This window comes from Acidisphaera sp. S103 (genome assembly GCF_009765975.1).
Classification (GTDB): Bacteria; Pseudomonadota; Alphaproteobacteria; order Acetobacterales; family Acetobacteraceae; genus Rhodopila.
This window is the reverse complement of sequence record NZ_LMUJ01000101.1, coordinates 214,143-237,215: the sequence shown is the minus strand read 5'-3', so window position 1 is coordinate 237,215 and position 23,073 is coordinate 214,143. Positions and strand designations below refer to the sequence as shown.

Genomic DNA, 23,073 nt, shown 5'->3' with positions numbered 1-23,073 from the left:
CTGCCTTCACGAAATTCGCAACGTGGGATGTGTCGCATTGGGATAGCGCGCTGCCATTCCTTCCGCCGGCGCTTGCGCGGCGACGGGAACAACCCCTCAGAAAGACTCCCCATCCGAAAAGCGTTTTCGATGGCGGCTCCTACCTCGTCGAGGTTGCCGTCCATCGTAAATCCGCGCGCGGTGACTGAAGTCATCGGAGAATTTGAACTGATCATGGCCCCCCACACGACCGTTCTAATCCGGCCGCGGGCCTGAATCCCGCTGCCTAATCTGAATAATTGTGAAGGCACATTTGCACAGTTTCATCTGAAACACTCTGTATTGCGGTCACGGGTTCTTGAGCCGATTTGGCGGTCACGTTACAGATCGGCACTATATTGGACCAGCTTCCTTGCGGTTTGGCTAATTTCTCAATACACCTGAGCCGGTTACTACCGTGGACAATTGCGATGCTTGCAGAGGCCGTTCGACCGGTTTACGCGTCGGGCGAGTGTGAGATTGACCTCGCGCGGCGCGAACTCAGGATTCTTGGATCTCCGGTACCGGTTGGTGGGCGCGCTTTCGAGATCATCGAAGTCCTCGCCGAGTCAGCCGGCGAACTTGTCACCAAGGGCGAACTGATGGATCGCATCTGGCCGGGTGCGATCGTGATGGAAAACACGCTTCACGTTCACACCGCGGCCGTCCGCAAGGCGCTCGGCCGGCACCGGGGATTATTGAAGACCGTGTCAGGTCGTGGTTATCGCCTGCTCGGCGACTGGTCCATTCGGTGTCGGGACACCGCGGTACCACCTGTCGGTCTGCAACAAATACGAATATCCGACGAAACCTCTGGGTCCAATTTCCCTTTGACCGTCACCCGCCTCGTCGGTCGGTCGGACGCTGTTCAACGAATCCAGGATCTGGTCACCGCCTATCGCATCGTAACCCTGACGGGGCCCGGCGGCATCGGAAAGACCAGCCTCGCCGTGACGGTCGCACGTCGCGTCCTCGGTGAGTTTGACAACGGCGGGTCGCTTGTCGAACTGGCGTCTCTGTCCGATCCCGCTCTCGTGCCGTCCACAGTGGCCCATGCACTGGGGCTGAAGCTGGGGGGTGAAGTGGTTTCCGCAGAAACCGTCGCACGTGCCGTCGGCGGGCAGAACCTGCTGTTGGTCATTGATAACTGCGAGCATGTCATCGATGCGGTGGCGACCTTGGCGGAGATGTTCGTGCGTCTGTGCCCGCGCACCACGATCCTGGCGACGAGCCGGGAAATCCTGCGGATCGAAGGCGAGCATGTCTATCGCGTGCCACCGCTCGACGTGCCGGCCGCCGACAAGAAGGAACCCGACCATATCCTGAATCACAGTGCGGTCGAACTCTTCATCGCCAGGGCAAAAGTGCTGGACGCGGACTTCTCACACACCCATGACCTGCCTGCGATTTCCACGATCTGCCGACACCTCGACGGTATACCGCTCGCGATCGAATTTGCCGCGGCCCGTGCTGCCGCACTCGGAATCGAGCAAGTGGCCATCGGGCTGCACGACCGCTTTGCCCTGCTGACCAACGGGCGCCGCACCGCGGTGCCGCGGCATCGGACACTTCGCGCGGCACTCGACTGGAGTTATGAACTGCTGCCCGAACCGGAGCGGTTGCTGTTCCGTTGGCTGGCTGTCTTCCCGGCCGGCTTCACGATCCATGCGGCTGCCGCTGTCATGCGCGAGAGCGGGCTCGACGCGTCGGCCGTCATGGGGGGCGTCGCAAATCTGGTCACAAAGTCATTGGTGACGCTGGATCAGTCGGAAGCATCCACGCGCTGGCGTCTGTTGGAAACGATTCGGGCCTACGCGCTTGAGAAACTTACTGATAGCGCCGAGGCCAACATGGCGGCGGGGCACCACGCCGGATATTTTCGCGATCTCTTCGCACTGCCCGCACCGGGTACCCGGTCGCGGTTGTCAAATGAAGACATAGGGGATCGTGTTCGAGAAATCGACAATGTTCGTGCGGCGCTTGATTGGTCCTTCGCCCCGGCCGGAGACACGGCGGTCGGTGTTCATCTGACGGCCGCTTACGCGCCGGTCTGGCTGCATCTGTCGCTGATTGGTGAATGCCGCGATCGCTGCGAACGGGCGCTGCTCGCTTGGGATGGTGAATCAGGATTGAGTGCACGGCTTCAAATGGAGCTGCAGATCGCTCTTGGGAACACACTGATCGTTACACTTGGATCCGGCGAGGAAATAATAACCATTCTGACCAGCGCTTTCGAGATCGCCAAGGCCTTAAATGAGCTTGACGCACAGGCGCGGGTTCTGGCGTCGCTATCGACCGCGTACATCTATTATGGAGAGTACGGCCAGGCACAGACCGCGTTGGAACAGCTCAGGCAAGTCGCTCATGAGCTCGGTGACTCGGGTATCGTCGCCGTCGCCGACCAACGTATTGGAACAAGACTGCTGATGGCCGGCCGGCACCGCGAAGCCCAGCGTTGCTTCGAGCGCATTCTTGAAACCCCGCTTCCGCCTGAGGAGCAACGGCCGGAGTTCTGGAACTATATTCACGCCCGCGCGATGGCTCGGGCGTTGATGGCTCGGACACTCTGCCTGCAAGGCTTCCCGGAGAGTGCGCATCGTGAGGCCCTGATGAGTGTCGAGGAGGTGCAAGCGACCGATCACCCACTTTCCATTTGTCGGGTTCTACACTTCGGCCCGTGTCGCATTGCGTCCATGACAGGTGACTTTGTTGCAGCCGAGCGGGCGATTGCGCATTTGATCGAGATCGCGGCGCGGCTGAATGCGCTGTTTTGGCAGGTGATGGGGCGCTTTCTCGAAGGAAAGCTGATGGTCGAAAGGCGCGACTTCGCGCAAGGCCTGACCGTGCTGCGAGAGGCGTTTGACATTTGCGGTCGGACCGGCTGGCGCGTGTCCTATCCAGAGTTCAGGGGCGCGCTCGCGGCCGCGCATCTCGGGCTTGGACAGCTTGGTGAAGCGCTCGACGCGGTGGATGATGCGATGGCCAGGTCCGGCCCGCGGCACGGTCAGATGTGGTATCTGCCGGAACTACTCCGTATCAAGGGCGAGGTGTTGCTCCAGCAAGGTTCGGATCTGTCCATGTTGGCGGAAGATTGCTTTAACCAGGCGGCCGGGATGGCCCGCGAGCAGGGCGCCTTGTTTTGGGAACTGCGGGTTGCGCTTAGCCTAGCTCGTTTGCGGGTAATCCAGGGTCGCCAAAACAACGCGCGACAGATACTGGCGCCAGTCTACGGCCGGTTCACGGAAGGCTTTGGGACAGCGGATTTGCGCGCCGCCGGCGCAATGCTGGACACACTGCCCTTGGTCTAACGATAACGTGACTGCGTGGTCCTCTTTGCATCCCGCCCTGCAGCGCTGGCTCAGCCTCGGGCCATTCCGACTGGTTTGGACACCCGGCGGTTGAGCGGCGGATAGCCTATCGCGTTCTCAATCATATTAGCATTTAGAAACAAAAAAATTTATTTTGGTCCTGGTTCCTTGTGGTTTGGCCAATTTCTTAATACACCTGAACCGGTTATTATCGTAGGCTGTTGAAATGCTTGCTGAGGTCGTTCGACCGGTTTACGCGGTGGGCGAGTGCGAGATTGACCTCGCCCGCCGCGAACTTCGGGTGCGTGGTTCTCCTGTGCCGCTCGGTGGGCGCGCTTTCGAGATCATCGAAGTCCTGGCCCAGTCAGCCGGGGAACTTGTCACCAAAAACGAACTGATGGATCGCATCTGGCCGGGTGCGATCGTCATGGAAAACACGCTTCACGTTCACACGGCGGCCGTCCGCAAGGCGCTCGGGCGGCACCGGGGACTATTGAAGACCGAGTCGGGTCGGGGCTATCGGCTGCTCGGCGATTGGTCGGTGCGGGAGCAGGATGTCGCCAGGCCGCCGGTTGGCCTGCAACGAATACGCGTGCCCAGCGAGACGCCTGGGTCGAATTTCCCTTTGATCGTCACCCGCCTTGTCGGCCGATCGGCCGCTGTGCAGCGGATCCAGGATCTGGTTTCCGCCTATCGCGTCGTGACCCTGACCGGACCCGGCGGCATTGGGAAGACGACACTCGCCGTGAAGGTCGGGCGCCGTATCCTTGGCGAGTTCGGCGATGGCGGGTGGCTTGTCGAACTGGCATCTCTGTCCAATCCCGCTCTCGTGCCATCCGCGGTCGCCGGCGTGCTGGGACTGAAGATCAGCGGCGAGATTTCGGCGGAGACGGTCGCACGCGCCGTCGGCGGACAGACCCTGCTGTTGGTTCTGGACAATTGCGAACACGTCATCGACGCGGTGGCGACCCTGGCGGAGGCGTTTATGCGCCATTGCCCGCGCACCACGCTGTTGACGACCAGCCGCGAAATCCTGCGGATCGAAGGCGAGCATGTCTATCGCGTGCCGCCGCTGCAAGTGCCTGGAGTGGACGTAAAAGAGTCCAACCAGATCCTGGATCATAGCGCGGTTGAGCTTTTCATCGCCAGGGCAGAAGTGCTGGAGGCGGACTTCTCCTCCCACACCCGGGACCTGCCGGCGATTGCCGCGATCTGCCGGCACCTGGACGGTATTCCGCTGGCCATCGAATTTGCGGCGGCCCGTGCTGCGGCACTTGGGATCGATCACGTGGCCGCCGGATTGCACGATCGCTTTGCCCTGCTGACCAGCGGGCGTCGCACCGCGGTTCCGCGGCATCGGACGCTGCGGGCGATGCTGGACTGGAGTTATGAGCTGCTGCCTGAACCGGAGCGGTTGTTGTTCCGCCGGCTCGCCATTTTCTCGGGTGGATTTACGCTCGATGCGGCTGCCGCGGTCATGCACGAGTCCGGTCTCGATCCATCCGGGGTCATGGATGGTATCGCGAGCCTCGTTACGAAATCGTTGGTTGCACTCGATCAACGTGTGGCGTCCACCCGCTGGTATCTGCTGGAGACGGTTCGCGCCTACGCCCTTGAAAAACTCGCATTGCACGATCAGCCGGACATGGTCGCCCAGCGGCACGCGTTGCACTTTCGCAATCGCTTTGCGCCGACTGAAACCGGTTCGGAAACACGCTTGACGAACGAGGACCTGATCGGCCGCAGGCGAGAGATCGACAATGTCAGGGCGGCGCTGGACTGGTCTTTTTCTGCTGGCGGGGACAGTTTTATTGGTGTTGATCTTACGGCCGCCTATGCCCTGGTCTGGTTGCACCACGCGTTCAACACCGAATGCCGTGAACGCTGCGAACGCGCTTTGCTGAACCTGGAGCCAGGCGGGCAGAACTTGCGGCTGCGGATGTTACTGCAACTCGCACTTTCAAGCGCCTTTTACGCTAGCGCGGGCGGGTCGATACGGGCCAGAACCTTGGCGATCGACGTGTTGGAGGCCGCGGATATCGCGGATGATTTTGACACCCAGGCCTGGGCCTTGATGGTTTTGTCGGCCATGTATGCCAATAGCCAGAATTTTGCCGCGGCGTGGGCCGCGGTGACCCGGCTTGGGCAGATTGCCCAGCGCAGTCAGGACACGGCCATCGACGCCATCGCCGATCGGCGCAAGGGCTACGTCCAGTTTGCCCAAGGCAGGTTCGGCGAAGCGCAGCGGAGCTTCGAGCGCGCCCTTCGCGTTCAATTCGCAACGGACGATCAACAACCCGCCTTCTGGTTCTTCCCGGTGCATCATCCCTCGATATCGCGGGCGATGCTGTCTTTGACGCTGTGGCCACAGGGGTTTGCGGAACGGGCAAGCAACGAAGCCAGGGCGGGCATCGATGAGCTGGGCGCCACGGCTCCCCAACTATCCATGTGCCAGACACTCGCCTACGGCCTTTGCCGAACCGCAACGATGATTGGTGAACTGGTAACCGCTGAACAGGAGATCGCGCGATTGATCGATATCGCGACGCGACTGGACTCGTCGTTTTGGCAGACCGTGGGGCATTTGCTGGAAGGAAAGCTGCTTGTGGAGCGCCGCGAATTCGCGGCGGCGTTGAGTACGCTGCGTGATGCGTTCGCTGCGTGCAGCCGGACCGGGCATTATTACTCCGCTATTGAGTTCAAGGGCGCGCTGGCGGAAGCATTGGCCGGGGTCGGACAGTTCGATGCGGCGCTTGATGCTGTCGATGACGCGCTGGCCAGCGCCGGCAAGCCGGATGCGGAGGTCTGGTTTCTTCCGGAATTGCTCCGCATCAAGGGCGACGTGCTGCTTAAGCGAGACGCGGATTTGTCGGCCGCCACGGCCGAAGATTGCTTCAATCAGGCGGGCGCGGTGGCCCGCGAGCAGGGCGCTTTGTTCTGGGAATTGCGGGTTGCGCTCAGCCTTGCCCGGTTGCGGGTAAGCCAGGGTCGCAATGACGAGGTCCGACAGATACTGGGGCCGGTCTACGACCGATTCACGGACGGTTTTTGGACGCCGGATTTGCGCGCCGCCCGTGCGATGCTCGATACGCTGCCCTTGGTTTGACGACAAGGCGATCGGGGAGTCCCGCCGGACCCCGGCCCGCCAGGATGATCGAGCCTCTGGTTCATTCCGAGCCGCTTCGGATATCCAGTCTTTGACGGGCGAACGGTCCGTCTACGGTCCCGCGCAGGATCTGGCCGGAGCGCCGGTGTGCACCGCGTAGGCTAAGTTTCTTGCCGCACGGTCGATTTCTTTGTAGCCTGAAATGGTTATCGTCATGGACGATTGAAGTGATCGAAAATGGTGATTATCTGACCCGCCGGTCAGAAGAGTGCAAGGCTGACTTTGTTTGGCATGAACTCAGGGCCCTTGGTTTCCTCGTACCGGTCGGTGGCCGTGCCTTCGGCGTTACCGAAACCCTGGCCAAGTAAGAGGACGAACGCATCACCAAGGACGAGTTGCGGAACCGCGTCTTGCCGGATGCGGTTATAATGGAAACACACTTCAGGTTCACGCGGTGGCAACTCGCAAAACATTCGGCTCGAACCGGGAATTGCTGAAGACCAGGTCCCGCCGCGGCTATAGCTTGGCCGGCAACTGGATCGTCCGGCATCACGCCGCGGCGAAGCCGCCCGTCGGTCTGCAAAAAATACCGGTAACCGGAGAAGCGCCGGGGAGTAATTTTCCTGTCGTCGGCACGCGCCTGATTGGCCGATCGGCAGCCGTGCAGCAAGTAAGGACCCTTCTCGCGGCCAATCGCGCCGTGACCCTGACGGGACCCGGCGGTATCGGCAAGACCACGCTCGCTCTGAAGGTCGCCCGCCGCGTTCTTGGCGAGTTCGATGACGGGGGGTGGCTGGTCGAGTTGGCGTCGCTGTCCGATCCCGCTCTCGTGCCGTCCGCGGTGGCCCAGGTTCTTCAACTGGGGCTGGGGGCAGGGGATATCAGCGCGCAGGCCGTCGCGCGTGCCGTCGGCGGACAACATCTTCTGCTGGTCCTTGATAACTGCGAGCATGTCATCGACGCAGCGGCGAATCTCGCGGAGGCGCTTTTGCGTTTGTGTCCGCGTGCCACCATCCTGGCAACGAGCCGCGAAGTGCTCCGGATCGAGGGCGAGCACGTCTATCGCGTGCCGCCGCTCGATGTGCCTATGCACGATCAGGAGGAAGCGGCCCATATTCTGGGCTACAGCGCACCAGAGTTCTTCATTGCCCGGGCAGCGGCGCTGGGTTCGGACTTCTCGTCACACGCCGAAAGCCTCCCAGTGATTGCCGCGATCTGTCGGCACCTCGACGGCGTACCGCTCGCCATCGAATTTGCCGCGGCGCACGCTGCGACGCTTGGGGTCGAGCAGGTGGCTCTCGGCCTGCGCGACCGCCTTGCCCTGTTGGCCAGCGAGCGTCGTCCCAAGGTGCCGCGGCATCGGACGGCCCGCGCGGCACTCGACTGGAGCTATGACCTGCTGCCTGAGCCGGAACGGTTGCTGCTCCGTCGGCTGGCCGTCTTCCCGGCCGGCTTCACCATCGACGCGGCTGCCGTCGTCGTGAGGGAGAGCGGACTCGACGCATCGGCCGTCCTGGACGGTATCGCGAACCTCGTCATAAAATCATTGGTCGCCCTGGATCAATCGGCAGTGCCCGCGCGTTGCCGTTTGCTGGAAACGATCAGGGCCTACGCGCTTGAGAAGTTGGTCAAGCACGGTGAGGCCGAACTCGCCGCGCGGTGCCATGCGGCCTATTTTCGCGACCTCTTCGCGGTATCGGAGAGAGGCTCCGGATGGCGATTATCACGTGAGGATTTGTCGGCCGGGATGCGTGAGATCGACAATGTTCGCGCAGCGCTTGACTGGTGCTTTTCTCCGTCAGGGGACATGGAAATTGGTGCTGATCTCACAGCCGCTTACGGTGCTGTCTGGATGTGCCTGTCGCTGATGGCCGAATGCGGCGCGCGCTGCGAGCGCGCGTTGCTCGATTTCGAGCCCGAAGGCAAGGAGAACGAGCGGCGGCGACTACAGTTGCGGGGTCTTCTTGGATCCGCGCTGGTCGCAACCATAGGATCCGCGGAGCAAACGAAAATTGTTCTGACCGAGGTCATGGAAACTGCTGAGCACCTGGGTGACCTGGACACGCAGGCGGTGGCTCTGTTCCGGCTTGCGCCGATGCTAAACGTCCGCGGGGAGTACGGCGAAGCCTGGGCCGCGGCGGAACGGCTCACGCGAATCGCTCGCCAAAGCGGCGACCGGGAAATCCTCATCGCCGCCGATCGACTGATGGGTCTCATGCTGCTTGACGCCGGCAGAGTCCGTGAAGCCCAAATCTGCTTTGAGCGCGTTCTTCAGTCTACCGTCTCGCTGGAAGGCCAACGGCGTTTTTACTGGTACTACTCGGACAACCGCGCCTTTACCCGGGCAATGCTGGCTCGGACACTTTGCCTGCGCGGCTTTGTGGACCAGGCCCTCAGCGAAGCCGAGGCAAGCCTGGAAGAACTGCACGGCATTATTAGCCAACTAACACCGATGTGCCGGATTATCGATTTTGGCTTGGTGCGAGTCACGCTCATGACGGGGGATCTCCCCGCCGCCGAACGCGCGATCGCCCGGTTGATCGAGGCGGCGACGCGGTCGAACGCACCCTTTTGGCAGGTTGGAGGACGCTTCCTGGAAGCAAAGCTGATGATTGAACGTCGTGAGTTCGCAAAGGGCGTCGCGGCGCTGCGCGATGCGTTCGACACCAGCAATCGCACCGGGTCGCGTGCATCCGATCCGGAGTTCCTTGGCGTCCTCGCCGAAGCGCTTGCGGGACTTGGACAACTGGGTGAGGCGCTTGATGCCGTGAACGAAGCAATCGCCACCGCCAGCCAACCCGGGGGCGGTCAGCGATGGTATGTTCCTGAGCTGCTCCGCATCAAGGGCGAGGTGTTGCTCCAGCAAGGCCTTGATCGATCCGCGTTGGCGGAGGACTGCTATGATCAGGCGGGCGAATTGGCCCGCGAACAAGACGCCTTGTTTTGGGAGCTGCGGGTTGCGCTTAGCCTTGCTCGCTTGCGGGTGATCCAGAATCGCCAAAACGACGCGCGACAGATACTGGCACCGGTCTACGATCGGTTCACGGAAGGCTTTGGGACGGCGGATTTGCGTGCCGCCCGCGCGATGCTCGATACATTGCGCGTGGTCTAGCGGTGAGGCGACCGGCTAAGCCTCCTTCTGTCAATCGGCCCGGCCCCAACGCCACCTGCGGCGTCGGCTCTGGCAGGCCCGACCCGACCGAGCCGGGCACCCCGACCTTGAACAACGCGGAACACTTTTACAAATGATCGTACCCGTCGACGTTATCAGCCTTGTCCGAACTCATGAGCGTCGAGAGCGGTTCGCCGCACAGAACCCCGGCCTCCGCTTCACGTTTTTCGACGCCGTCGACGGTCAGGCGCTCGATATCGATGCGCTCTGGCGGGACGGCACCTTCGGCGGCTACGTTTCCTACAGTAGTGGAGCGATCGGCTGTGCCTTGTCGCATCGAGGGTTGTGGGACAAGGCGGAAAAAGAGCAGCGCGTCGTCACCGTAGTCGAAGATGATGCCATCCTGCGAGCTGACTTCGCTTCTGCCAGCCAAGCTATGATTGAACGCCTGGAGGCAGATTGGGATATCGTCATGTGGGGCTGGAATTTCGATTCTGCCCTGTCTCTTAACGTCATGCCGACTGTCTCGCCCATGGTCGTGCTGACCGATCAGGCTGAGATGCGCCAGTCGATAGATCGCTTTCGCGCCGAGACGGGGATGCCGCACCCAATTCCGTTGGCAGGTTGCTTAGGCACGTGCGCCTATTCCATCAGTCCAAAGGGTGCTGCGATATTCCGTGCCGCGTGCTTTCCCTTGAAGCCATTGGCCGTGCCATTTCCACTGCTCGCGCAGCCGATCCAGAACACCGGCATCGATATCGCAATGAATGCCCTCTATCCAAGCGTGCAGTCCTTCGTCTCTATTCCGCCGCTCGCGATCACGCCCAATGTCAATGCCGAGTCACTCACTGTAGCGACGCACGATGATAAATGGTCCGACGCGCAATAAAGTGTCGTTTCCAATGTACAATCACTGAGACACAGCGACGAGTACTACACAGGCGCCGCTCTGTGATGCTGTGTGTCACCTGCTATCGGCCCTCGCCGCCTGGCAACGCAGCACCAAACGCCAACGAAAGCATGCCGACCAGGACAAGGCTTGAGGCCCAGACCGTGTCCAGATTGAACCAACCCCGTGCCACGAACTTCAGCCCCAGATAGCGGTAGACCAGCCATGCCAGAAGTCCGCCGGCAACAATCATGGCGGTGGCATGGACGCTGGAAACCAGCAGCGCCATGCCCAGATTGGCGCCGATCAAGGCCCGCGCGGCCTGATGGCCCCGGTCCATGTCGAAGGACCGGCAAAGCCCCAGGTAGATCGGTACCAGCATCAGTCCCGCGCCGTGCGCGATGGCAATCGTGAAGGACCAAAGCGCAAGTCGCGACGGTGGGATCCGCGTCAGCACACGCGGATGGCGTCTCCTGATCAGCAGAAAGACACCGAAGCCGATGACAAGCACGCTCGCGCCGATCTGAATCTCGCGCTGCCAGGCGAGCAAGATCGCGAGCATGGCGAAAGGCACCAACACCACGAACATCGCCGACACGTGCCCCGCCCCGAGATATAACAGCGCGCCGAGCAGAGCCCGAACACGCCTCTCCATCAACCCGCTCGCAACCGCGAGCGGCCATCCCATCGCCGGGTTGACCCCATGATAGAGACCGCTCGCCATAACAGCCAGCCAAAGGCCGGTCAGCGACCAGCCACCGCCGATCAAATCCCGACCGACGGGTAGCAGAACGAATCGGTCGAGCAGTCGCCGCCTTCGAGCCTGATTTGGTGCGCCCGGTACCCGTCGGGAAAGGCGACCCAGTAGTCCTCCGCCAGCGTCAGTCCTCCGCCAGGTTCAGCCCGGGCCATGACCTGTGCCCCGGGCACACCATCCGGGTAGAACTGATCGTCCCAGGTCGAGTAGAGAGAATTGGTCCAGTAGACCCGTTTGCCGTCGCGGCTGATCTCGACCATCTGCGGACCACCCGCATAGGCTTTGCCGTTCGGGTGCGGGCTCCGCCGCACGATCCCGCCGATGTGGATCGATCCCGCCAGCTTCGGTTTCCGGGGTTCCGTTACGTCGTACTGTCGCATCTCGCCGGTTCCCCAACAGGACACGTACAGGAACTTGTCATCGATAGAGAGATCGATATCGGTAACGAGCGGCGGCACCGCGCCAAATCCCTGAAGCAACGGCGGAAGCAGTTCCTTTTGCGCGGGCTCCGGCGGGATGGTCGCCGTCTTCTCGATGTGGAACTGTCCACCCTGCCGCCACCAGGTCCAGATCGATCCTTCAAGGTTCGTCGTGTCGATCACGACGCCGATGAAGCCGTGCTCACGGCTGGGATCGTGCGCGGGACGCACTTCGAGCGCCATTTGGTGGTTGGCGCCGAGGTCGAGCGTCTGCACGTTGCGCCTGGCCCGCAGATCCCAGAAGTGTACACGGTGCCCGTACTTGTTCGACAGCAGATCCTCGGGGACGATCCCGTTTTCGAATTGCGGTGGCAATGCCCACTCGCTCGACACCATGTAGTCGCGCGGCAGGTTCCACCAGAAATCATAGCCTTTCTCTTGCGACCCGCGGTCGATTTCCCAGCGGCCGAGGACATCGAACGTCTCGCAGTCCATGATGAAGATGCCTGGCGGACCGTCGGTGCCATCCTTCCCGCCGCCACCGAGCGTGCTGACGTAGATGCCTTCAGGCCCGCAATGCACCGTGTGCGGACGCGAGTAGCCCGTCTTGCGGAAGATTTCCTCGGGTTCGATGATCTTGTGGATCCGCGCCTGCGTTGGATGCGGCTTCGTATCCACGATGTACATGCGCGAGGACCGCATCCCCGGAATGATCAGATAGCGCCGTTCGAGGAAGGCGTGACCGGTCAGCGGCGACAGTGAGGATGAGCAGGCGTTCCATCCGAAGTGATGGAATTCGTCCCCTTTGTTCGGCATCGCCAGCGTGTGAACCACCTGGCTATAGGTCGGCGAGCCCGGTTTCACGTCGATGACCGCGAGCGCGTCAGGTTGTGAAAAATCAGGACTTAGCAGTAATGTGTAGGCAAAATCTTCTGCGGGCGCTTCCATCGCGAGTTGTGGCGAAGCGTAAAACGTGGGATCTGGACGCATATTCATGACGATGCTCTCCTTGTTTTCTGGTTCGGATCCCAGGACATTCGATTTCCGCTTACCTGGTCGGGGAACGATGTTTTGTCAGTGCTGGTGCAAGTCGATTTCGTTACGGCGCCCAGCATGCGCCTTACGCACTCAAGTCAACATGTTGACCGTCGCGATCGCCCCCGCCCACGCGAGAAGGGCGAAACCGAGCGGTTGGCTCGTTCGCCGACCCCATGCCGCATTCTTTTCGATCGCCATCAATGATCCAAGCGCGAGCATCCAGCCGACATTGCCGACACCCACGACGAACATCAGCAGCATGACGGCCCAGCAACATCCGACGCACCAGGCGCCATGCGCGAGGCCCAGGCTGAACGCGTCACGCCATGGGCTCGGGCCGTGCCAATGGCTCATGATGAAGCCGAGCGGGGTGCGGCACTTGTCCAGGCAATGATATTTCAGCTTCGAGAACTGGAATGCGCCGGCCAGGCCGAGGACAACAGCGCCGGGTGTCCATGGGTGTGTGGCGAGCCAAACCCAGCCACCGAGCTCGGCGTGCAGCGTGCGGTCCAGCAGATGCGCGGCCACACCGAACCCTGCCCAGGCCAGAAGGTAGCCCGCGATGAGCAACCCGTGCAGCACCATATGGTCGGGCCGCCCGGAGATCATGCGATCGAACAGGCGGATCAGCGGCAGCGACGTCGGCAACATCATCGCTGCTGACATCAGCAACCATCCGCCGCCATACAGCATGACGGGGACCAGCCACGAACCACCAGGCACCGCGTTACAGATCGCCGCGCCGAGGCCGATCGTCGTCCAGTCGCCGTGGTTCAGGTAGCGTGCATAAGGGCTCGCGTCCCACACCAGCAACGTGATCCAGGACAGAACGACGAGCCCCGTGGCGAGAGGCGGAAACGCCGGTGCCATCCGCTCCGGTCGGCTCGCCATCGAAGTTAGCCGTCGAACACGAACGTGCTTTGCAGGGCATTGAACCCGGAGATGTCGAGATCGTGGCCGAGATCGGGATTTTTGCTGACGTAACGCGTCGCCTTGCCAACGAAGACCGGCGCGCCGGGCACGGTGGAAAAGATCGTGTCGGTGAGCGTGGTGATGGCTCCGGTCGGACCGCGATAGGGCTCCAGTTCGGCAAGGCCAACCTCGGCGATTTTGAGCATTCCGTGGCCCTGGTCGACGGTGAAGGTGATCGGTACCCTTTCCACCGAAACCACCTCGCCGACCAGTTTGGCGAGTTCCGCGACTGGACCGCCTTGCTTGCCGGAATATACTTCCAGCAACGCCGCCTGTTGCGGGTCGGAGGCGCCATCATCGATGTAAACTTTGACCCGGAAGCCCCCCTTGAGCACGTTGCCGGGAATTTCACACACCATGGCGACGGTGCGCCCAGTCATGTCCGCGCCGTCGATAGTGCCTTTGTCGATGTGCCAGGCCTGCATTGAATCGCAGGTGCCGTTATCGGGATCTTCGCCGATCCAGCATGGGCAAAGCACACGGTTTTTTTTTTCATAGCTGGCTCCCCCATAGATTTGTGTTGCTATCAACGAAATCCAGGTAGCGGAACGGCATTGCTCGTGGCGGCAGCAAGGTCTCAGCAACTCCGTAAATTGCTGACTTTCCATACTTGAGTCTATACCTCTTGCCGCATTTTCACAAGCCTTGTCTGGGTCTTTGGCAGGCGACGTATGTTGTCCATCGAGCGCAGGGCCCAGCGCCCGGGGATAGCCTTCGCGACATTCGCCAGGGATCGCACAACGATACTCGAACCGGACAGTGACGGAAACGGTTTGCCTGCGAGGGGTTAGTGTGGTCGAGAAGCACAGGGGCGACGTATTTGACCACGCCTACGATGTCAGCGGACGTCTCCCGGCAAAGTTGTCGCTGGTCCAGCGTCCCGGGAATTGACTGTAGAAAAAGGGCCAAATGACCCACTCCGACCCACTGCCGACCTTCACGACTGCGCGGCTGACCCTCCGGTCACGGACGCTCGCGGACCTTGACGCCTGCCTCGCGATGGATCGCGACCCGCTCGTCACGAAATTCATCCATGGCCCCTGGACCGATCCGATTGCGCATCGCGCCTTCGTCGAAGCACGCATCCGTCATGCGTATCCGGTCGGCATGGGCTACTGGTCCATCCTGGCGCCAACGGGCTTCGTTGGCTGGATTCTGCTGACGCCGCTGGATCTGCATGGCCCGGAGATTGAGATCGGCTGGCGTCTGATCCGTGCCGCCTGGGGCCAGGGTTTTGCGACTGAAGCCGCGTGGCCGGTGCTCAACCATGCCTTACATACGCTCAGCCTGCGGCTGGTCATCGCCGATATCGATCCGGACAATACGGCTTCCATCGGCGTTGCACGTAAGCTTGGTCTTACACCCGCCGGGGCTGCTTCGTACGGCGAGCGCACCGTGATCCGGTACGTCGCAAGCGGAATGGAGATGCTCTTGTGAGTGACGAACTTCCCGTGGTCATCAAGGCCGGTGCGCTCACGCCCTTGCCCGACGGAACTCGACCAAAAATCGTCGTGCCGTTCCTGGACGGGTCTTCCAGGCGAAGTAGTCGACGATCACGCTCCCACCTCCGCAGAAAAGCCACCCGTAGGCCCTTCAGGCAGTTACCGCGGCCATCAGCTCGGAGAATCCGACAAGATGGAGCACCCGCCTGAGATTGGAAGCGAGTGCGGTCGGACTGCGCTCGGCGCGGACCTTCTCCGGGCTGCGCATCAGAAACGCACCCTGGTTGATTTATTGCGTGATCGTTCTAAAAGGATGCTCGACCGTCTCGCGGCGGCGATCGAGAACCCCCGGCCGCTTCGCCAAACCGACAGCCGGACCGGCGCAAATCCACCGCCGGTCGCCGTCAGCCCGCGGCGAAAGACTTCTCAGAAGGTCGTAATGGCATGTTGACAATATCGATATCAAATACATTATTTTAGCCTCAATCGAATGGTGTCTTATTGTAACCGACCTCACAAAACTTGGCCGGAATAAGTTGTCTTCCCGGCCGATTTTGGAGAGATTGGTTCCAACGCCATTCGTTGGCCTCGATCGGTGCCTGGACGCCCCGAGTCCCCGGAAGCCCAAAAGGACCGACCGATGACCAATCCGATTACCGGAACCTACGCCACGCTCGTGTCCCTCACCGTGGGCGCCGATAATCCGACGACCATCGCCTCGAACGGGCTGCTGACCGATGGGCTGTCGGTGTCTTACACGGGCCTGGCGGTGGTCAATGCCGGCAGCATCGACGCCGGGTCCAATCGGTACGGCATCCAGTTCCTCACCGCCGGCAGCGTCACCAATCAAAGCGGCGGTTCGATCAGCAGCGGGGGTTTCGGGGTTTACGGCAACGGCGGCGGCGTGACCGTGGTGAATGCCGGCAGCATCGCGGGGTACTTCGGGGGCGTTCGCCTCGGCGCTGGCGGCTACGTCACCAACCAGAGCGGCGGCGCGATCAGCAGCGAGCGTTACGGGGTTTTCGACGAGCGCGGCGCCGTGACCGTGGTGAATGCCGGCAGCATCGCGGGATCGAAAGAAGGCGTTTTCCTCCTCTCGGGCGGCAGCGTCACCAACCAAAGCGGCGGGTCGATCACCAGTGGCTTTATCGGGATTAACGCCTACGGCGGCGTGACCGTGGTGAATGCCGGCACCATCGGTGGCGCTCGCTACGCCGTGCTGTTCGGCGCCGGCTACGCGAACCGGCTGGTCATCGACCCGAACGCGGTGTTCTACGGCACGGTGACCGGCGGCAATACGATCGGCGCGACGTCGGTTAGCACGCTCGAACTGGCCTCCGCCGGTTCGGCCGGCACGCTGTCGGGGTTCGGCACAAAATACGTCGATTTCGCCCAGGTCACGGTGGACGCCGGCGCGCAATGGACCTTGGCGGGCGCCAACACAATCGCCGCCGGCTCCCATCTAACCGACGCCGGAACCCTGACCAATGCCGGGACCCTCAACGGCGGCGGCGCGCTGACGGGCGTGCTGACGCTGGTACCGGGCGGGGTGCTGTCGAATGCGTCGACCGGGACGATCACCGCGGGGGCCGGGTCCGCCGTCCATGGGGCGGCCGGCGGGGCGGCGACGGTCGTCAACGCTGGGATGATCGCCGGCGACGGGGCCGAAGGCCAAGGGGTTTACCTGGCGGGCGGCGGCAGCGTTACCAACCTGAGCGGTGCTGTGATCAGCGGCGACCGTTATGGGATTTACGGCCGGGGCGCCACCGTGGCCGTGGTGAATGCCGGCAGCATCGCCGGGAGCGGCCCGAACGGCTATGGCACCGGTATCGACCTCGCGGCAGGCGGCAGCGTCACCAACCAAAGCGGCGGTTCGATCAGCGGGTATCGCGGGATTTCCGGTCAGGGCGGCGCCGTGACCGTGGTGAATGCCGGCAGCATCGCGGGAACCAACGAGGGCGTTGTCTTGTCCGCGGGCGGCAACGTCACCAACCAGAGCGGCGGTTCGATCACCAGTGGGTTTGTCGGGATTAGCGGAGCCGGCGCCGCCGTGACCGTGGTGAATGCCGGCAGCGTCGCTGGGTCAAGGCAGGGCGTTGTCCTGTTCGCGGGCGGCAACGTCACCAACCAAAGTGGCGGTTCAATCACCGGCCAGGACGGGATTTTCGGCGCGGGCGCCCCCGTGACCGTGGTGAATGCCGGCAGCATCGCCGGGTCCAACATTGGCGTTTTTCTGGAGGTCGGCGGCAGCGTCACCAACCAAAGCGATGGCACGATCAGCGGGGGTTACGGGATTGATGGCTACAACGCCGCCGTGACCGTGGTGAATGCCGGCAGCATCGCCGGCGGCAGCTACGCCGTGAAGTTCGCGGCCGGATACGCGAGCCGGCTGATCGCCGATCCCGGCGCGGTCTTCGCGGGGAACGTCCAAGGCGGCGGAGGCGTCCTGGAACTGGCTTCGGCCGCCAGTGCGGGAACGCTGTCCGGCTTCGGCACCAGCATCGCCAATTTCAGTGCGTTGCAGTTTGACACCGGCGCGGCGTGGACGGTCTCCGGCACCGACTCGGCCAGCGGCCTCGGCACCATCGGTATCACCGGCTTCGCCAATGGCGACACCATCGATCTGACCGGCTTCCTCGCGAGCGGCGAAACGTTCGCGAACAATACCTTGGTGTTGACCGGTGGAGTCGGCGGCCCGGACACGTTGAACATTCAGGGCGCCTTCACCTCCGACTCGTTTCAACTGTCCCCTGATGGCAATGGCGGCACCGATATTGTCGTCTGCTTCCGCGCCGGCACGATGATCGGCACGCCGGCGGGCGAGGTGCCGGTGGAGACGCTGAACATCGGCGACCTTGTGCTGACCGCCCAGAACGGGCCGCGCGCGGTCACGTGGATCGGCAACGGCAAGGTGCTCGCCACCCGTGGCCGGCGCAGCGCAGCGACGCCGGTGATCGTGCGCAAGGGGGCGCTGGCCGACAACGTGCCGAACGCCGACCTGCACGTGACCAAGGCCCACTCGCTTTACATCGATGGCGTGCTGATCCCGGTGGAGTTCCTGGTCAATCACCGGACGATCCTGTGGGACGACCGAGCCCGGGAAGTGGACATCTACCACGTCGAGCTGGACAGCCACGACGTGCTGCTGGCCAACGGCGCGCTGGCCGAAAGCTACCGCGATGATGGCAACCGCTGGCTGTTCCACAACGCCAACACCGGCTGGCACCTGCCTCCGCAAGACCCCTATGCCCCGGTGCTGACCGGGGGCCCCGTGGTGGATGCGGCATGGCGGCGGCTGGACCGCACCGGCCCGCGCGCGCTGCCGTCGCTGACGGAGGAGCCGGACCTGCATCTGGTGATCGATGGCGTGCGGGTGGACCCGGAGTACCGGCGCGGGTCGCTCTATGGCTTCCGTCTGCCGTCCTGCACCAAGAGCGTGGTGATCGCCTCCCGCGTGGGGGTGCCGTCGGAGCTTGGGCTCGCCCGCGACCCGCGGTCGCTGGGGGTGGCGCTGCGGCAGGTGGCGATCCGCCAGGGCGGCAAGTTCATGCTGATCGAGGCCGACGATGACCGGTTGACGGTTGGCTTCCACGCTTATGAGGCCGGCTGCCACCTGCGCTGGACCAATGGCAGCGCCACGCTGCCCATCGCAGCGTTCGCTCGGTTCGACAAGGGCGCAGAGGTGATGCTGCACCTGGGCGGGGCGACTCAGTATCTGGATGACGGCGCAAGCGCGGCACGGGTGGCGTAGGGGGCATTGGTGCGCGGGCACCATCAACTTGTTGGCCGGAGCACAGGGAAAGCGGGAAGGAAGATCGACAGTGGCCTTAGCCGGCCGGCAGAATGAAGATCGGCCGCACGAACCGGTTCTTGTCGAGCGTCACCTTCAGGCTGCGTCCCGTGACGAGGCCAGACATGTCGCCTTGGTATCCCGCGGTCCCCGGCGTGGACAGCGACACCGGCCTGGTCGGGTCGTAGTCGCCCGCCAGGAACTGCATCCGCCATCCCTGGAAGACATAGCGCCCGAACCGTTCGGGCGCGGTCAACGTCACCGCGGTGTCGGCGGCGTAGGTCCGCAGGAAACTGCCTTCGCCCGCCATGCGGCCCGACACGTCGGCGGCGTTCAGCCCGATCCGGGGCCGAATGCCATCGGCGATGCTGACAAACAGCGCGCGACGTTTGGTGGCTGTGTCGCGCGCCGTGTATCTCAGGTCCAGCGTCAGTTTCTTCAGCTTTGGCCGGTATTCCACCACCTCATCCAGCAGCTCGAGACGGATCCGCAGCGCCGCCCAGGCCGAGGGGCGCGGGAACAACTGGGCCGCGCTTTTCTGCTTGGTCAGTTCGAGGATCAGCGACAGGTCGTCGGTGCTCCGCGCTTCGGCCACGGGCCGGGAGCCCGGCGCGGAATTGATCGTGGCCCCCCAGGTGGTGGGGGCGCCGCGGAATTGGAACTGATGCCCCTCCCGCCACAGCCACGCCGTGCCGTCATGGACAATCCGCACCCGCACGTCGACCGAACGCGCCGGTGGGTCGACAAGTTCGATCTCACGCACGACCAGGTCGTAAATGCGCACGTCTTCCTGGCTGAGCACCAGCTTGCCCATCGCCATGGGGTCGATGAAAACCGTGTTGCTGCCCTGGTTCAGCGCGGCAAGTTGCTGCTCCGAAAGTTCAAGCGTCACCTGGGTGGTGATTTTGTCGGTCCGCGGGTCGCGTGAGGGCAGGGTTTCGTTGTGGTAGGTCAGGATGTCGGACGCCACCTGCGCCAGGTTTTCGTCGAAGACCACCCGAAGCCGGTCGAAGTCGTCGCCGGTCAGCACGGCTTTTCCCGTGGTCTTCAGCTTGTCGCGCAACTCATTGAACATCGCGACGGAATTGCCGTCGAAGTTGGCGGGCTGGCTGAGGTTGGCGTAGACGTAGGATGCGGCGAAATAATACTGGAACCGCTGCAGACGCTCGATCGCGCGCTCGCCCATTGCGCGGGTATAGCGCAGCCCCTCGGGGCTAAGCAGGGCGGCTTCCTGGGAGACGCTGGACTGCAGCGCGATCTGTGTCAGCCGCGATGTGGCGATGACCGAGGTGGCCGCATCCAGCGCATGGGCCACAGCCGCGATGCGGTCGCGATAGGTGGCCTTATCGGCGTTCAGCTTTTCCAACTTTTCCCGCAGTTGCTTGTATTCCGGGCAGTCGGCAAGCGCCTTTTCGATGGCGGCCTTCAGCTCGTCGGCCGAGATCGTCAATGAGCCCAGGGCCGAAATGACCTCGTCCTTGGCGTCGCTCTGGGACTGGATGTGTTTCTTGACCTTGTTACCCAGCTCGGTTTTCTTCAGTTCCTTGTCGAATTCGCCCGCGGCGGGGTCCTTTTCGGCGTCGTCGGGTTCCTTGTCGGGGACCGAGGTGATGCCCGCCGCCTTCAGCAAATTTGCGGCGGTGGATTTCGCCTTGGGCAGCAGCTTGTCGCTGACCAGCTTGGTGTCCCACACGGCCTTGCCGACGGTCTTGATCGCGTCGACGGCGCCTTCGCCCTCCCAGTCGGCCAGGGCGCTGAAACCCTTGCCAATCGCGCCCAACACCGGTTGGCCCACCGGGATCACCTGCGCCACGCCACCCAGGATTCGGCCCGCGACGCGAAACGTATGCTCGATCTCGGCTTTGCCCTTGGCACCGCGGCGCAGTTCACTCTCCAGCGTCGCGAGGTCGGTCATAAACGTGCCGATCCTGGCGGCGAGGGTGGTTTCCTCGTCCGCCAGCTGCTCCAATTGGGTGATCGCGGCGGCCTGGTCGCGCACGGCCTGGGCCACCTCGGCCTGTAGCTTGCCGATCGCCTGTTGCGCCGAGGCGATGCGCTGTGCCTTCCCGGCCTGGTTGTTTTCCATCCAATAGCTGAGGTAGAGCCGCGCCACCGCGCCGTCGATCTGACGCTCGTAAGCTTTCATGTTGGTCTGAAACGACAGCCCTGGCACCCAGCCGGCAGGATGCCCGAAATAGTCGTTCGGACCGTCCATGCGCTGTGCGAGATCCATCAGTTCGGCCCGAGCCAGCAGAACGTCGAAATCCGGGGCGCTATTCTCAGTGATGCCCATCATGTCGTCGAGGTATTTCCGCAGCAATGGGCGGGCGACGTTCGGCGCGCCAACCCGGAATACATCGCGCGCATAAGCGGTCAGTGCGGCCAGCGTCAGCGGGTGGATCCAGAACCAGGGTGCCGTTGTGGGCAGAGGCAGGGCTTTGCCATCACGGTCGGCGGTGTCGGCGCGGGGCTTGGGCGCGGGCACCGCTGGGTAGGGCTTGGTCGTTCGCTTTTCGGCGACACGGAAATAGCTTGAGTCCTTCATGTTGAAATTGCCGTTGCCCTCGACCCCGGCCTTCAAATGCGGGAACGGCGAATAGGCGCGGTAGCCGACCTCCAACTTGCAGGATTTCACCGGCTCTCCCGCCGAATTTTCCGGGATGCTGTCGGCCATGGCCCCCGGCTGGCCGCGACTCTGCGCGGCGATCGCCGCGATCTGGATTACATGGTTCGAACAGATCGTCCCACCTGCGCCTCCCAGGCCCGGCGTGCCCGGCATGGTCTTGGGCGCCGGGCCGTCCGTTGGCCAGTCCGACCCGATGGTCTCCGGGTTGTTCGTATTCTTGACCCACCCGTGCACGCTACTGCCCATTTGCGGCTCGACGTAGACGATCTGCCACCAGTTCACGATCACCGGTGCAAAGCCGTCTGTGCTCCTGTTGCCGGCAATCTCTGACTTCCAGTCCAACGTTTCGGACGTCCACCAGGCGGCCGGCGTATTCTCAATGATCCCTTTCCAGGGCGTCACCGACTTGGCTTTCGCGCCCGCCGAACCCTTCATCGCGGCCTGACCCGCGGCGCCTTGAGTGACGAACCGCTTGGTGGAGCCGGGCGCTTCGATCTCCTTGACATAAAGGTGCACGGCGCCGCCGGCCTGCCCGTCCATCGCCTGCGCCAGGCCACTTGTGCCCATGAACGGGCGCGGCTGGGTACTGATGGCGGCATTGCCCACGAAGGTCAGTTTTCGTGCCCAGATGGACAATTGGGTCCCCGGCAGATTCAGCGTACCGGTGACCGTCAGATGATCGACACAGATCACCAGCTTGCGGATGTCGTAATTGTCATGTAACCGCGTGTAGAGTGGCGCGTTGCCATCAGGCCCCAGGTCGAGGTCGACGCCAGACACCGTGATGTGCCTGGTCGAAGTCGGTTTGTCCTTTTCGCTCGCCGGGTTGAACACCAACAAGCCCGCGTCGCGTTCCACCACCTGCAGGTAGCGCGGATCGGTGCGCGACAGTGACTTGCTGGCAGCAGAGAGGACGGAGAATTCGAACGGCAACTGGTCTGACACCGCGATTTCCCGTGCCGGAGACAAATCGGTCAAGTTAAGATCCTCTCCAAATCTGCTACCGCGCGGGGGCATTTCGCATCATGTTGTTACTTCCTGTCAACCCCGACAGGTGACCGCGACGCGGAGCACGATTCTCGATGGCGTCGTGGTGCTACCTCGGAATCCATCCTCCGAGCCGCACGCTACGACATGCCGATGATGCTTGCCGTCATAGGCGGCGATCCGGAGCGATTTAAGCCGTTTGTCGAGCTATATCATCGTGCCTCCGAAAAGCTCGGCAGGCCGGTTCGGGCGATCGGTGTTCACTCGACCGGGTATGTCGCGGATACGGACGCTCAGGCGCGCGAGGAATTTTGGCCCGAATACAAGCGGCTGCGTGACCGGATCGGCACCGAACGCGGTTGGCCGCCTCTCAAAAGAGCCAACTTCGATCTTCAAGCCGATCATGGGTCGCTTTACGTGGGCGCTCCGGAGACAGTCGCGCGCAAGATCGTTGCGGTGGTCAATAGTCTCGGCATTTCACGATTCGATATGAAATACAGCTCCGGAACGCTGCCGCACGAGAAACTTCTTCGCAGTATTGAACTTTACGGCAGCAAGGTCATTCCCCTGGTGCGTGACATTCTTGGCTGATCCGGACGGCGGCAGGCC

At 62.6% G+C, this 23,073-nt stretch carries 12 protein-coding genes; 7 read left to right on the top strand and 5 right to left on the bottom strand.

Going from position 1 to position 23,073, the window contains the following annotated elements; genetic code table 11:
• The first annotated feature begins 449 nt into the window (after positions 1 to 449).
• The 4 genes from GSQ89_RS33600 to GSQ89_RS33585 all read left to right on the top strand — a co-directional run bounded on the left by GSQ89_RS33600 (position 450) and on the right by GSQ89_RS33585 (position 10,433).
• Positions 450 to 3,326: a winged helix-turn-helix domain-containing protein gene (locus tag GSQ89_RS33600; RefSeq protein ID WP_158932455.1), complete on the top strand. Its 2,877-nt coding sequence runs from the start codon at positions 450 to 452 to the stop codon at positions 3,324 to 3,326.
• Between the two features lie 226 nt (positions 3,327 to 3,552).
• Positions 3,553 to 6,432: a winged helix-turn-helix domain-containing protein gene (locus tag GSQ89_RS33595; protein WP_158932454.1), complete on the top strand. Its 2,880-nt coding sequence runs from the start codon at positions 3,553 to 3,555 to the stop codon at positions 6,430 to 6,432.
• A gap of 454 nt (positions 6,433 to 6,886) precedes the next feature.
• A complete protein-coding gene (locus GSQ89_RS33590) occupies positions 6,887 to 9,544 on the top strand; it encodes a transcriptional regulator (RefSeq protein ID WP_158932453.1) in 2,658 nt (885 codons plus the stop codon).
• Positions 9,545 to 9,677: 133 nt separating this feature from the next.
• Positions 9,678 to 10,433, top strand: coding sequence for a glycosyltransferase family 25 protein (locus GSQ89_RS33585; protein ID WP_158932452.1), 756 nt, complete (start codon positions 9,678 to 9,680; stop codon positions 10,431 to 10,433).
• Positions 10,434 to 10,515: 82 nt separating this feature from the next.
• Here the strand turns inward: GSQ89_RS33585 and GSQ89_RS33580 are convergent, their stop codons facing one another.
• The 4 genes from GSQ89_RS33580 to GSQ89_RS33565 all read right to left on the bottom strand — a co-directional run bounded on the left by GSQ89_RS33580 (position 10,516) and on the right by GSQ89_RS33565 (position 14,227).
• Entirely contained in the window at positions 10,516 to 11,157 is a 642-nt protein-coding gene (locus GSQ89_RS33580; RefSeq protein ID WP_216856536.1) for a hypothetical protein, read from the bottom strand.
• 41 nt (positions 11,158 to 11,198) lie between these two features.
• On the bottom strand, positions 11,199 to 12,605 hold the full coding sequence (locus tag GSQ89_RS33575) for a selenium-binding protein SBP56-related protein (RefSeq protein WP_158932450.1): 1,407 nt from the start codon (positions 12,603 to 12,605) through the stop codon (positions 11,199 to 11,201).
• Between the two features lie 132 nt (positions 12,606 to 12,737).
• Entirely contained in the window at positions 12,738 to 13,538 is an 801-nt protein-coding gene (locus GSQ89_RS33570; RefSeq protein WP_158932449.1) for a DUF2182 domain-containing protein, read from the bottom strand.
• Positions 13,539 to 13,543: 5 nt separating this feature from the next.
• Positions 13,544 to 14,227: a DUF1326 domain-containing protein gene (locus GSQ89_RS33565; RefSeq protein ID WP_158932448.1), complete on the bottom strand. Its 684-nt coding sequence runs from the start codon at positions 14,225 to 14,227 to the stop codon at positions 13,544 to 13,546.
• A gap of 301 nt (positions 14,228 to 14,528) precedes the next feature.
• On the opposite strand from GSQ89_RS33565, the gene GSQ89_RS33560 reads away from it, so the two are divergent.
• Complete coding sequence (locus GSQ89_RS33560) at positions 14,529 to 15,056, top strand: GNAT family N-acetyltransferase (protein WP_158932447.1); 528 nt, start codon at positions 14,529 to 14,531, stop codon at positions 15,054 to 15,056.
• A 645-nt stretch (positions 15,057 to 15,701) separates the two neighbouring features.
• Positions 15,702 to 18,812, top strand: coding sequence for a Hint domain-containing protein (locus tag GSQ89_RS33555; RefSeq protein ID WP_158932446.1), 3,111 nt, complete (start codon positions 15,702 to 15,704; stop codon positions 18,810 to 18,812).
• Between the two features lie 76 nt (positions 18,813 to 18,888).
• On the opposite strand, the gene GSQ89_RS33550 is transcribed toward GSQ89_RS33555, so the two are convergent.
• Positions 18,889 to 22,455 carry a hypothetical protein gene (locus GSQ89_RS33550; RefSeq protein ID WP_158932445.1) on the bottom strand — a complete coding sequence of 1,189 codons (3,567 nt, stop codon included), beginning with the start codon at positions 22,453 to 22,455 and terminating at the stop codon, positions 18,889 to 18,891.
• On the opposite strand from GSQ89_RS33550, the gene GSQ89_RS33545 reads away from it, so the two are divergent.
• A complete protein-coding gene (locus GSQ89_RS33545; protein WP_371734325.1) occupies positions 22,447 to 23,055 on the top strand; it encodes an LLM class flavin-dependent oxidoreductase in 609 nt (202 codons plus the stop codon). The two genes, GSQ89_RS33550 and GSQ89_RS33545, sit on opposite strands and share 9 nt — an antisense overlap.
• Positions 23,056 to 23,073: the final 18 nt, after the last annotated feature.